Genomic DNA, 14,643 nt, shown 5'->3' with positions numbered 1-14,643 from the left:
GATAAGCCACCTGACGGAAACAGCGGGAGTCCTGACCCAGAACCCCAACCTGTCCTTACCCTTATTCCTGATCCTGTCCAAACTTGTCTGCAGCAAAAAAAGCAACTACTTGTAATATTACAAATCAAACGACTATGGGCGATTATGGCAGGCCAGACCACCCTGTCCCGGATTTTGTCAGACCGGATTATGGTGATTGAAGCCGATCTTCTTGATCTGGAAAGGTCAGACCTTGGCACGATTCAACCGGGGCTGGTTCAGAAATGGATGGCAGAGGATGGCCAGGAACTCAGAGTTTACCGTGAGATGGTTTCTGGCAAATACTCTGGCCGACAGGCGGGTAACGGGAAAAAGAATTCATCCTCCCGAACGACCAAAGCATCAACGACCGCAACAACAGTTCAGACCGGCCAGACAAGTGGATCTTCTGCCCGTAACTTGGGAACCGGTTCGACAGGCGCCAATGGTTGTGGAGGCGATGACCCACTGAAACCCTCAGCTGAGCAGAATACCGGAAATTCGGTTGTCACTTGTTCGAAGTGTGACAAGGCATTGAATCCACAGGAATTAGGACGTGTAGCAAATCAGACAGCAGCTTCAGCGTTGTTGTGCAACAAGTGCCTGTCGGGCATTCAAGGTAACAAAAGGGTAAGACAAATCAGGGAAGAAGCAGAACCGGATTCACCAGAACCTGCTCCGAAAAAAAAGAAGGGCCCGGGTAGAAAGAGAAATAATTCAACAGCTGTTGCTGAACCAGCGGCCAAAAAAAAGAAACCGGCTGACACTCAAATTCCAGATGATCCGTTAGAAAAAATAAAAGCAAATATCAAGTACGAATTAAGTCAGGAAGAGCTGAAAAAAGTGCAAACCCTGATGGCGATATTCAAGAAAAAAAACATCACTGTAAAAAACACTTTTTATAAGCTGCTTGGTTTCGTAGATAGAGATTCTTTTAATGGCTTCTTCGATAATGCCGCCGCCTTTTTTGGGCACCTTTCTGAAAACTTCAAAAATACAGGCATGCTGACCGGCATGCTGAACAATAGCAAAAAACATATCCGTAGTTTTGCAGAGCGTAGCCAGGATGAACTCGAATATTTAGCGAGTTTAGATGCAGTGACTTCTTTCTCGTCCATGAATAATGGCAAAGGTGTGCCCACAAATAAGGAAGTGAAAGCAACACTGGGCTGGCCGGAATTGAAAGACAAGGATGGCGACTTCAGTATAGAGCTTTTCCGCTCCTTCTCATCCATGAACACTTGTAAAGGCGTGCTCAAACAAGAGGAAGTGAAAGAGGTGCTGAGCTGGCCGGAATGGAAAGACAAGGATGGCGGGTTCAACATGGAGCTGTTCCGCTCCTTCTCATCCATGAATCATGGCAAAGGCATGCTCAAACATGAGCAAGTGAAAGAGGTGCTGGGTTGGTCGGAATGGAAAGACAGCGAGGGCGAGTTCAGTATGGAGCTTTTCCGCTCCTTCTCATCCATGAATAGTTGCAAAGGCATGCTCAAACAAAAGGAAGTGAAAGAGGTGCTGGGCTGGCCGGAATGGAAGAACAAGGATGGCGAGTTCAGTATGGAGCTTTTCCGCTCCTTCTCATCCATGAATCATGGCAAAGGCATGCTCAAACAAAAGGAAGTGAAAGAAGTGCTGAACTGGCCGGAATGGAAGGACAGGGATGGCGAGTTCAATATGGAGCTGTTCCGCTCCTTTTCGTCTATTAATCATAGTAAAGGTATCCTGAAACATGAGCAAGTGAAAGAGGTGCTGGGTTGGTCGGAATGGAAAGACAGGGATGGCGAGTTCAGTATGGAGCTTTTACGCTCCTTCTCATCCATGAATAGTGGCAAAGGCATGCTCAAACAAAAGGAAGTGAAAGAGATGCTGGGTTGGCCTGAATGGAAAGACAAGTATGGAGAGTTCAATATCGAGCTGTTCCGCGCCTTCTCGTCTATGAATCATGGCAAAGGCATCCTCAAACATGAGCAAGTGAAAGAGGTGCTCGCCTGGCCGGAATGGAAAGGCAAGGATGGCGAGTTCAGTATGGAGCTGTTCCGCTCCTTCTCATCCATGAATAGCGGCAAGGGCATGATTAAACATGCGGAAATGAAAGAGGTGCTGGGCTGGCTGGAATGGAAAGACAAGGATGGCGTGTTCAATATGGAGTTGTTCCGATCTTTCTCATCCATGAATAGCAGCAAGGGCATGATTAATCATGAGGAAGTGAAAGAGGTGCTGGGCTGGCTGGAATGGAAAGACAAGGATGGCGAGTTCAACATTGGGCTGTTCCGCTCCTTCTCATCCATGCACAATGGTAAAGGCATGCTCAAACAAGAGGAAGTGGAGGATGTGCTGGGCTGGCCGGAATGGAAAGACAGGGATGGCGAGTTTAATACGAAGTTGTTCCGATCCTTCTCGTCAATGAATAGTGGCAAAGGCATGCTGCTCAAACATGAACAAGTGAAAGAGGTGCTGGGTTGGCCGGAATGGAAGGATAAGGATGGCGAGTTCAACATGGAGCTGTTCAGCTCCTTCTCGTCTATGAATCATGGCAAAGGCATGCTCAAACAAAAGGAAGTGAAAGAGATGTTGGGTTGGCCTGAATGGAAACACAAGGGTGGCGAGTTCAATATGGAGCTGTTCCACGTTTTCTCGTCCATGAATCACAGCCAAGGCTTGCCCAAACATGAGCCTGTGAAAAAAGTGCTGGACTGGATAGATTGCCGGGGGGTACCCAATCACAGGCTACTGCAAATCATGCCCAGGCTCTGGGTATCAGAAGGGCTACCTGCTATCAAGATGCTGCAACACCGGGAAACAAAACTGAAACAGTTACTGCTTAAAGAACTTACCAGAGAACACAGCAACCCGGATAATGAAGGAGATGATAAATATAATCGCCTGATAAAAACAGTCGCTCTTTATCTTTCTACCCCTAAACCAGAGTGGTTGCTAAGATGGACAGTTTTAAAACAGTTCTGCCAATTACATAAAGAGACTGAAACGCTTCTGATACTGGAATCATTGACAGGACTTTTATCTTCTTCTGGAGGGAAAAGTGTCAAACGCTACCTTCAGGCTAATCAACAGGATCGGCATTTTTTGTGGCGTCATTCAATGAAAGCCGTGCCTTTGCGCGTGTTAAATAGAGCAATGTTGCTTTGTTCTTCCGAAGAAGACAGGGAGCGTTTTGTCTTTTTTGCCAAGCGGCTGAAGTTATTACCGGATAAAAGACTATGGGAGCAGTACTCTGCCCTGTTGCAATCATTGTCAGGAGTGCTGAAACTCGAATATATGCAAAGGTTCTATCTGGAAATCCTGCAACCCTTAACAAAAGATGATCAGCTGCGTTTTCTGGATGCCAGTCATGCCCGGGCTGTATTCGATTTTTTTCCCTCGTTGAGCGCCCTGCAAAAACTCAGCAAAGAGCATTCTTCCCATTGGTTAAACAAGCTGCTTGAAGCCTGCCTGCAACTAAAAACCCATGACATCACCAAAGAAGGCATCCAGATACTGTTTGAAGCGCTGCTCAAAACCCATAGTCGTCTACCCTGGGATAACGATATTCCCGATCACTTTCTGTCCGGGATGCAAACGACCGACAACAGCCATGTTGAGATACCTGTCTCCGGACTTATCCCATCAGGAGAACAGTTGGCCTTGAGCTATATCTCTGTGTTGATGCAGAACCTCAATAAGATGTCTTTTACCGTCAAAGGTCAGTGGCTTGAGGTTCAAGTATCGGGTGATGATGTTCAGACCTATCGCTACCCAATGCCACAGCTGAAAATACAGAGTGAAAAAATGGCCATCAGCAACTGGTCAGAGGAGCAGTTCAGGACTTTTTTGAAAATCACCGGGATATCTGAACACTATTATTTGACTGCAGATCAATGTCAGAAACAGGATAACGTTCAATCCAGGCAAGCTGAAGTATGTCAAACAGAGAATGAATTGGAGCCACAAAAACAGGCGTTCGGCAGTTTATGGTTAAAGCTCAACCAGACAGAAATTTTTGGCAGCGAAATAGTGAATTTACTGGAGGAGTATGAGAGTGAAATGGAGCTTATGCATACAGTGACCCTCCTTAAAAAAGCCAGAATTGATACCGATAACTGCATACTGGAAGAATGGCGGCAACGGGCATGCAGTAAGATAGAACAGTTAAAAAAGCAAGACCCTTTATTATCCGATGTTGATCCTGATGTTTATCAGGGTTGTCTGGAACTGGAGTTGCTTGATGGATGCGGGAGTATTATCTAAAAAGACTTGTGTCGTCTTATAAAGCTTCTAAAAATCAACTGTCTGCCAAATCCGTTTATGGCAAGCTTGCCAGTGCGGTGCTATAAAATCTAGCGCAAACGTGAATCATCAGGCCTAAGCCGGATGACGTACGAATTTTTTCCACTAGCGAATGGATTCACAGAAGCTGATTTTATTAGCCTGGATCTATGAGACGCTCACAGCAAAAAAAAGCTGCCTGCTCGATGGTCCGATCACTGCTTGTGCTAGTGACGATGTCGTTTGGGGATTCGCTGCATGCATTGGAATTAGTCGGCTCAAGCCCGCTACCAGCTCATTTCCTGTATTCCCATAAGTTAGCTGTACCTGAACAGCCCGATTCTCTTCGAGGGTGTCACGAGTTGACTCCCGTCATTCCCGGCTTAATTGTCGTCATTCCCGCGAAGGCGGGAATCCACACTGACTCACCACCAGAACCATACTGCCCGGTGCCCCCCTGGCCTTGTCATCCCCGAGAAGGCAGGGATCCACCGTTGGCGCTGGATTCCCGCCTTCGCGGGAATGACGACCTCAGAGCATGGGAACGAGCTGTTGGAGTTTTGCGACAGCCTCCGGAGTGTGGGAACGAGTTGTTGGAGTTTTACGTGCCCCCTGAAGTTTTGGAGAACACTTCTAATGGTCTGATCGCCAGGGGCACTGACGGAGGAAGTGATGACGATAAGCCACCTGACGGAAACAGCGGGAGTCCTGACCCAGACCCCCAACCTGACCTTACCCTTGTTCCTGATCCTGTCCAAACTTGCCTGCAGCAAAAAAAGCAACTGCTTATAATATTACAAATCAAACGACTATGGGCGATTATGGCAGGCCAAACAACGCTGGCCCGGATTTTGTCAGACCGGATCATGGTAATTGAAGCCGATCTTCTTGATCTGGAAGGGTCAGACCCTGCTACGATTCAACCGGGGCTGGTTCAAACATGGCTGGCAGAGAATGGTCAGGAACTCAGAGTTTACCGTGAGATGGTTTCTGGCAAATATTCTGGCCGACAGACGGGTAACGGGAAAAAGAATTCATCCTCCCGAACGACCAAAGCATCAACGACCGCCGCAACAGGTCAGACAGGTCAGACAAGGGGACCTGCTGCCCGTAAAAGGGGAACCGGTTCGACAGGCGCCAATGGTCGTGGAGACGATGACCCACTAAACCCCTCAGCCGAGCAGAATACCGGAAATTCGCTTGTCGCTTGTTCGAAGTGTGACAAGACATTGAATCCACAGGAGTTAGGACGTGTAGCAAATCAGACAGCAGCTTCAGCGTTGTTGTGCGACAAGTGCCTGTCGGGCATTCAAGGCAACAAAAGGGTAAGACGAGTCCGGGAAGAAGCAGAACCGGATTCACCAGAACCCGCTCCGAAAAAAAAGAAGGGCCCGGGTAGAAAGAGAAAAAATTCAACAGCTGTTGCTGAACCAGCGGCCAAAAAAAAGAAACCGGCAGACAATCAGATCCCCGATGACCCATTGGAAAAAATAAAAACAAATATCAAGTACGAATTAAGTCAGGAAGAGCTGAAAAAATTGCAAACCCTGATGGCGGTATTCAAGAAAAAAAACATCACTGTAAAAAATACTTTTTATAAGCTGTCTGGTCTTGTAGATAGAAAGTCTTTTAATGGTTTCTTCGATAATGCCGCCACCTTTTTTGGTCACCTTTCTGAAAACGTCAAAAATACAGGCATGCTGACCAGCATGCTGAATAATAGAAAAAACCATATCCGTAGTTTTGCGCAGCGTAGCCAGGATGAACTCGAATATTTAGCGAGGTTAGATGTAGTGACTTCTTTCTCGTCTATGAATAATTACAGGGGTGTGCCTACAAATAAGGAAGTGAAAGCAATATTGGGCTGGCCAGAATGGAAAGACAGGGATGGCAAGTTTAATACGAAGTTGTTCCGATCCTTCTCGTCAATGAATAGTGGCAAAGGCTTGCTCAAACATGAACAAGTGAAAGAGGTGTTGGGCTGGCCGGAATGGAAAGACAAGGATGGCGAGTTCAGTATGGAGCTGTTCCGCTCCTTCTCATCCATGAATAGCAGCAAGGGCATGATTAAACATGAGGAGGTGAAAGAGGTACTGGGCTGGCCGGAATGGAAGGACAAGGATGGCGAGTTCAGTATGGAGCTGTTCCGCGCCTTCTCGTCTATGAATCATGGCAAAGGTATCCTCAAACATGAGCAAGTGAAAGAGGTGCTGGGTTGGCCGGAATGTAAAGACAAGGATGGCGATTTCAACATGGAGCTGTTCCGCTCCTTCTCGTCTATGAATCATAGCAAAGGCATCCTCAAACATGGGCAAGTGAAAGAGGTGCTGGGTTGGCCGGAATGGAAAGACAAGAATGGCGATTTCAACATTGAGCTGTTCCGCTCCTTCTCGTCTATGAATCATAGCAAAGGCAACCTCAAACATGGGCAAGTGAAAGAGGTGCTGGGCTGGCCGGAATGGAAAGACAAGGATGGCGATTTCAACATGGAGCTGTTCCGCTCCTTCTCATCCATGAACAATGGTAAAGGCATGCTCAAACATGGGCAAGTGAAAGAGGTGCTGGGCTGGCCGGAATGGAAAGACAAGGATGGCGAGTTCAGTATGGAGCTGTTCCGCTCTTTCTTATCCATGAACAGTGGTAAAGGCGTGTTCAAAAAAAAGGAAGTGAAAGAGGTGCTGGGCTGGCCGGAATGGAAGGACAAGTATGGCATGTTCAGTATGAAGCTGTTCCGCTCGTTCTCATCCATGAATCATGGCAAAGGCATGCTCAAACAAAAGGAAGTGGAAGAGGTGCTGAACTGGCCGGAATGGAAAGACAGGGATGGCGAGTTTAATACGAAGTTGTTCCGATCCTTCTCGTCTATGAATCATGGTAAAGGCATGCTCAAACATGAGCAAGTGAAAGAGGTGCTGGGCTGGCCGGAATGGAAAGACGAGGATGGCGAGTTCAGTATGGAGCTGTTCCGTTCCTTCTCATCCATGAATAGCAGCAAGGGCATGATTAAACATGAGGAAGTGAAAGAGGTGCTGGGCTGGGTGGAATGGAAAGACAAGGACGGTCAGTTCAGTATGGAGCTGTTCCACGCCTTCTCGTCCATGAATCATGGCAAATGCATCCTCAAACATGAGAAAGTGAAAGAGGTGCTGGGCTGGCTGGAATGGAAAGACAAGGATGGCGAGTTCAATATGGAGTTGTTCCGCTCTTTCTCATCCATGAATAGCAGCAAGGGCATGATTAAACATGAGGAAGTGAAAGAGGTGCTGGGTTGGTTGGAATGGAAAGACAGGAATGGCGATTTCAATATGGAGCTGTTCCGCTCCTTCTCGTCCATGAATCATGGCAAATGCATCCTCAAACATGAGAAAGTGAAAGAGGTGCTGGGCTGGCTGGAATGGAAAGACAAGGATGGCGAGTTCAATATGGAGTTGTTCCGCTCTTTCTCATCCATGAATAGCAGCAAGGGCATGATTAAACATGAGGAAGTGAAAGAGGTGCTGGGTTGGTTGGAATGGAAAGACAGGAATGGCGATTTCAATATGGAGCTGTTCCGCTCCTTCTCGTCCATGAACAATGGTAAAGGCATGCTCAAACAAAAGGAAGTGAAAGAGGTGCTGGGCTGGCCGGAATGGAAACAGAAGGGTGGCGAGCTCAATATGAAGCTGTTACGCGTTTTCTCGTCCATGAATCACAGCCAGGGCTTGCCCAAACATGAGCCTGTGAAAAAAGTGCTGGACTGGACAAGTTGCCGGGGGGCGCCCAATCACAGGCTACTGCAAATCATGCCCAGGCTCTGGGTATCAGAAGGGCTACCTGCTACCAAGATGCTGCAACATTGGGAAACACAACTGAAACAGTTACTGCTTACAGAACTTACCGGAGAATGCAGCAATCCGGATAATGAAGGAGATGATAAATACAATCGCCAGATAAAAACAGTCGCTCTTTATCTTTCCACCCCTAAGCCAGACTGGTCGCTAAAATGGACGGTTTTAAAACAGTTCTGCCAATTGCATAAAGAGACTAAAACGGCTCTGATGCTGGAATCATTGATAGGATTTTTATCTTCTTCTGGAGGGAAAAGCGTCAAGCGCTACCTTCAGGCTAATCAACTGGATCGGCATTTTTTGTGGCGTCATTCAATGAAAGCCGTGCCTTTGCGCGTGTTAAATAGAGCAATGTTCCTTTGTTCTTCCGATGAAGACAGGGAGCGTTTTGTCTATTTTGCCAAGCGGCTGAAGTCATTGCCGGATAAAAGACTATGGGAGCAGTACTCTACCCTATTGCAAGCATTGTCAGGGGTGCTGAAACTCGACTCTATGCAAAGGCTCTATCTGGAAATCCTGCAACCCTTAACAAAGGATGATCAGCTGCGTTTTCTGGATGCCAGCCATGCTCAGGCTGTATTCGATCTGTTTCCCTCGTTGAGCGCCTTGCAAAAACTCAGCAAAGAGCACTCTTCCCATTGGCTAAACAAGCTGCTTGAAGCCTGCCTGCAACTAAAAACCCATGACATCACCAAAGAAGGTATCCAGATGCTGTTTGAAGCGCTGCTAAAAACCCATAGTCTTCTACCCTGGGATTACGATATCCCCGATCACTTTCTGTCCGGGATGCGAACAACCGACAACAACCATGTTGAGATACCTGTCTCCGGACTTATCCAATCAGGAGAACAGTTGGCCCTGAGCTATATCGCTGTGTTGATGCAGAACCTTAATGAGATGTCTTTTACCGTCAAAGGGCAGTGGCTTGAGGTGCCAGGTGACGGAGTTCAAAACTACCGATTTCCAATGCCACAGCTGGAAATACAGGATGAAAAGATGGCAATCAACAACTGGTCAGAGGAGCAGTTCAGGACTTTTTTGAAAATCACCGGGATATCTGAACACTATTATTTGACTGCAGATCAATGGCAGAAACTGGATAACGTTCAATCCAGGCAAGCTGAAGCCTGTCAGCCAGAGAATGAATTGGAACCACAAAAACAGGCGTTCGGCAGTTTATGGTTAAAGCTCAACCAGACAGAAATTTTTGGCAGCGAAATACTGAATTTACTGGAGGAGTACGAGAGTGAAATGGAGCTTATGCATACAGTGACCCTCCTTAAAAAAGCCAAAATCGATAGCGCTACTCACATATTGGAAGTATGGAGGCAACGGGCGTGCAGTAAAATAGAGCAGTTAAAAAAGCAAGACCCTTTATTATCCGAGGTTGATCCTGATGTTTATCAGGGTTGTCTGGAACTGGAGTTGCTTGATGGATGCGGGAGTATTATCTAAAAAGACTTGTGTCGTCTTATAAAGCTTCTAAAAATCAACTGTCTGCCAAATCCGTTTATGGCAAGCTTGCCAGTGCGGTGCTATAAAATCTAGCGCAAACGTGAATCATCAGGCCTAAGCCGGATGACGTACGAATTTTTTCCACTAGCGAATGGATTCACAGAAGCTGATTTTATTAGCCTGGATCTATGAGACGCTCACAGCAAAAAAAAGCTGCCTGCTCGATGGTCCGATCACTGCTTGTGCTAGTGACGATGTCGTTTGGGGATTCGCTGCATGCATTGGAATTAGTCGGCTCAAGCCCGCTACCAGCTCATTTCCTGTATTCCCATAAGTTAGCTGTACCTGAACAGCCCGATTCTCTTCGATGGACCCTGACCCCCACGCTTTTAGGCCGACGTGGGAACCCGTATGTTATCTCAAGTTGCAGTATCCGGCTTTCAGGGGGGGTATGCATTCCCACGTCGGATGACGATAAGCCACCTGACGGAAACAGCGGGAGTCCTGACCCAGACCCCCAACCTGACCTTACCCTTGTTCCTGATCCTGTCCAAACTTGCCTGCAGCAAAAAAAGCAACTGCTTATAATATTACGAATCAAACGACTATGGGCAATTATAACAGGCCAAACAACGCTGGCCCGGATTTTGTCAGACCGGATCATGGTGATTGCAGCCGATCTTCTTGATCTGGAAAGGTCAGACCCTGGCACGATTCAACCGGGGCTGGTTCAGACATGGCTGGCAGAGAATGGTCAGGAACTCAGAGTTTACCGTGAGATGGTTTCTGACAAATATTCTGGCCGGCAGGTGAGTAACGGGAAAAAGAATTCATCCTCCCGAACGACCAAAGCATCAACGACCGCAGCAACAGGTCAGACTGGCCAGACAAGCGGATCTGCTGCCCGTAACAGAAGAACCGGTTCGACAGGCGCCAATGGTCGTGGAGGCGATGACCCACTGAAACCCTCAGCTGAGCAGAATACCGGACATTCGGTTGTCACTTGTTCGAAGTGTGACAAGGCATTGAATCCTCAGGAATTAGAACGTGTAGCAAATCAGACAGCAGCTTCAGCGTTGTTGTGCAACAAGTGCCTGTCGGGCATTCAAGGTAACAAAAAGGTAAGACGAATCCGGGAAGAAGCAGAACCGGATTCATCAGAGCCCGCTCCGAAAAAAAAGAAGGGCCCGGGTAGAAAGAGAAATAATTCAACCGCTGTTGCTGAACCAGCGGCCAAAAAAAAGAAACCGCCAGACACTCAAATTCCCGATGACCCATGGGAAAAAATAAAAGCAAACATCAAGTACGAATTAAGTCAGGAAGAGCTGAAAAAAGTGCAAACCCTGGTGGCGGTATTCAAGAAAAAAAACATCACTGTAAAGTACACTTTTTATAAGCTGCTTGGTTTCGTAGATAGAGATTCTTTTAATGGCTTCTACGATAATGCCGCCGCCTTTTTTGGGCACCTTTCTGAAAACGTTAAAAATACAGGCATGCTGACCGGCATGCTGAATAATGGCAAAAAACATATCCGTAGTTTTGCAGAGCGTAGCCAGGATGAACTCGAATATTTAGCGAGTTTAGATGTAGTGACTTCTTTTTCGTCCATGAATAATGGCAAAGGTGTGCCCACAAATAAGGAAGTGAAAGCAATACTGGGCTGGCCGGAATGGAAAGACAGGGATGGCGGGTTTAATACGAAGTTGTTCCGATCCTTCTCGTCAATGAATTGTAGCAAAGGCATGCTGAAACATGAACAAGTGAAAGAGGTGCTGGGCTGGCCGGAGTGGAAAGACGGGGATGGCGAGTTCAGTATGGAACTGTTCCGCTCCTTATCATCCATGAACAGTAGTAAAGGCATGCTCAAACATGAGGAAGTGAAAGAGGTGCTGGCCTGGTCGGAATGGAAAGACAAGGATGGCGAGTTCAGTATTGAGCTATTCCGCTCCTTCTCATCCATGAACAGTGGTAAAGGCATGCTCAAACAAGAGGAAGTGAAAGAGGTGCTGAGCTGGCCGGAGTGGAAAGACGAGGATGGCGAGTTCAGTATGGAGTTATTCCGTTCCTTCTCGTCCATGAACCATAGCAAAGGCATCCTGAAACATGAGCAAGTGAAAGAGGTGCTGGGTTGGTCGGAATGGAAAAACAAGGATGGTGAGTTCAGTATGGAGCTGCTCCGCTCCTTCTCATCCATGAACAATGGCAAGGGCATGCTCAAACATGAGCAAGTGAAAGAGGTGCTGAGCTGGCCGGAATGGAAAGACAAGGATGGTGAGTTCAGTATGGAGCTGCTCCGTTCCTTCTCGTCTATGAGGCATGGCAAAGGCATCCTCAGACATGAGGAAGTTAGAGAGATTCTGGGTTGGCCGGAATGGAGAGACAAGTATGGCGAGTTCAATATGGAGCTGTTTCGCTCCTTCTCGTCTATGAACCATGGCAAAGGCATCCTGAAACATGAGCAAGTGAAAGAGGTGCTGGGTTGGTCGGAATGGAAAGACAAGGATGGTGAGTTCAGTATGGAGCTGCTCCGCTCCTTCTCATCCATGAACAATGGCAAGGGCATGCTCAAACATGAGCAAGTGAAAGAGGTGCTGAGCTGGCCGGAATGGAAAGACAAGGATGGTGAGTTCAGTATGGAGCTGCTCCGTTCCTTCTCGTCTATGAGTCATGGCAAAGGCATCTTCAGACATGAGGAAGTTAGAGAGATTCTGGGTTGGCCGGAATGGAAAGACAAGGATAGCGAGTTCAACATTGAGCTGTTCCGCGCCTTCTCGTCGATGAATAGCAGCAAGGGCATGATTAAACATGAGGAAGTGAAAGAGGTGCTGGGCTGGCCGGAATTGAAAGACAAGGATGGCGAGTTCAACATTGAGCTCTTCCGCTCCTTCTCATCTATGAGTCGTTGCAAAGGCGTGCTCAAACATGAGGAAGTGAAAGAGGTGCTCGGCTGGCCTGAATGGAAAGACAAGGATGGCGAGTTCATTATGGAGCTGTTCCGCTCCTTCTCGTCTATGAATCATGGCAAAGGCATGCCCAAACAAGAGGAAGTGAAAGAGGTGCTGGGCTGGCCGGAATGGAAAGACAAGGATGGCGAGTTCATTGTAGAGCTGTTCCGCGCCTTCTCATCCATGAATAGTGGCAAAGGCATGCTCAAACAAGAGGAAGTGAAAGAGGTGCTGGGCTGGCCGGAATGGAAAAACAGGGATGGTGAGTTCAATATAGAGTTGTTCCGCTCCTTCTCGTCTATGAATAGCAGCCAGAGCATGATTAAACATGAGGAAGTCAAAGAGGTGCTGGGCTGGCTGGAATGGAAAGACAAGGATGGCGAGTTCAATATTGAGCTGTTCCGCGCCTTCTCATCTATGAATAGTGGCAAAGGCATGCTCAAACATGAGGAAGTGAAAAAAGTGCTGGACTGGATAGATTGCCGGGGGACGCCCAATCACAGGCTACTGCAAATCATGCCCAGGCTCTGGGTATCAGAAGGGCTACTTGCTATCAAGCTGCTGCAACACTGGGAAACACAACTGAAACAGTTACTGCCTGCAGAACTTACCGGAGAACACAGCAACCCGGATAATGAAGGAGATGATAAATATAATCGCCTGATAAAAACAGTCGCTCTTTATCTTTCTACCCCTAAACCAGAGTGGTTGCTAAGATGGACAGTTTTAAAACAGTTCTGCCAATTACATAAAGAGACTGAAACGCTTCTGATGCTGGAATCATTGACAGGATTTTTATCTTCTTCCGGAGGGAAAAGCGTCAAACGCTACCTTCAGGCTAATCAACAGGATCGGCATTTTTTGTGGCGTCATTCAATGAAAGCCGTGCCTTTGCGTGTGTTAAATAAAGCAATGTTCCTGTGTTCTTGCGATGAAGACAGGGAGCGTTTTGTTTATTTTGCCAAGCGGCTGAAGTCATTGCCGGATAAAAGATTATGGGAGCAGTATTCAGCTCTGTTGCAACCATTGTCAGGAGTGCTGAAACTCGACTCTATGCAAAGGCTCTATCTGGAAATCCTGCAACCCTTAACAAAAGGTGAGCAGCTGCGTTTTCTGGATGCCAGCCATGCCCAGGCTGTATTCGATCTGTTTCCCTCGTTGAGCGCCCTGCAAAAACTCAGCAAAGAGCATTCTTCCCATTGGTTAAACAAGCTGCTTAAAGCCTGCCTGCAACTAAAAACCCATGACATCACCAGAGAAGGCATCCAGATACTGTTTGAAGCGCTGCTAAAAACCCATAGTCTTCTACCCTGGGATAACGATATTCCCGATCACTTTCTGTCCGGGATGCGAACAACCGACAACAACCATGTTGAGATACCTGTCTCCGGACTTATCCAATCAGGAGAACAGTTGGCCCTGAGCTATATCGCTGTGTTGATGCAGAACCTTAATGAGATGTCTTTTACCGTCAAAGGGCAGTGGCTTGAGGTGCCAGGTGACGGAGTTCAAAACTACCGATTTCCAATGCCACAGCTGGAAATACAGGATGAAAAGATGGCAATCAACAACTGGTCAGAAGAGCAGTTCAGGACTTTTTTGAAAATCACCGGGATATCTGAACACTATTATTTGACTGCAGATCAATGGCAGAAACTGGATAACGTTCAATCCAGGCAAGCTGAAGCCTGTCAGCCAGAGAATGAATTGGAACCACAAAAACAGGCATTTTCCAGTTTATGGTTAAAGCTGAACCAGACAGAAATTTTTGGCAGCGAAATACTGAATTTACTGGAGGAGTACGAGAGCGAAATGGAGCTTATGCATACAGTGACCCTCCTTAAAAAAGCCAAAATCGATAGCGCTACTCACATATTGGAAGTATGGAGGCAACGGGCGTGCAGTAAAATAGAGCAGTTAAAAAAGCAAGACCCTTTATTATCCGATGTTGATCCTGATGTTTATCAGGGTTGTCTGGAACTGGAGTTGCTTGATGGATGCGGGAGTATTATCTAAAAAGACTTGTGTCGTCTTATAAAGCTTCTAAAAATCAACTGTCTGCCAAATCCGTTTATGGCAAGCTTGCCAGTGCGGTGCTATAAAATCTAGCGCAAACGTGAATCATCAGGCCTAAG

General features: G+C 47.1%; 3 protein-coding genes. All 3 read left to right on the top strand.

Annotated elements, in window-relative coordinates; all coding sequences use genetic code 11:
- The first annotated feature begins 144 nt into the window (after positions 1-144).
- The 3 genes from ACOMG9_RS18880 to ACOMG9_RS18870 all read left to right on the top strand — a co-directional run bounded on the left by ACOMG9_RS18880 (position 145) and on the right by ACOMG9_RS18870 (position 14,524).
- Complete coding sequence (locus ACOMG9_RS18880) at positions 145-4,263, top strand: penta-EF hand family protein (RefSeq protein WP_448218027.1); 4,119 nt, start codon at positions 145-147, stop codon at positions 4,261-4,263.
- A gap of 380 nt (positions 4,264-4,643) precedes the next feature.
- Positions 4,644-9,563: a hypothetical protein gene (locus tag ACOMG9_RS18875; RefSeq protein ID WP_448218026.1), complete on the top strand. Its 4,920-nt coding sequence runs from the start codon at positions 4,644-4,646 to the stop codon at positions 9,561-9,563.
- A 647-nt stretch (positions 9,564-10,210) separates the two neighbouring features.
- Positions 10,211-14,524, top strand: a complete 4,314-nt coding sequence (locus ACOMG9_RS18870) for a hypothetical protein (RefSeq protein WP_494529240.1) — start codon at positions 10,211-10,213, stop codon at positions 14,522-14,524.
- Positions 14,525-14,643: the final 119 nt, after the last annotated feature.

This window comes from Endozoicomonas sp. PH6C, assembly GCF_059322965.1.
This window is presented reverse-complemented; position numbering and strand designations above follow the sequence as displayed.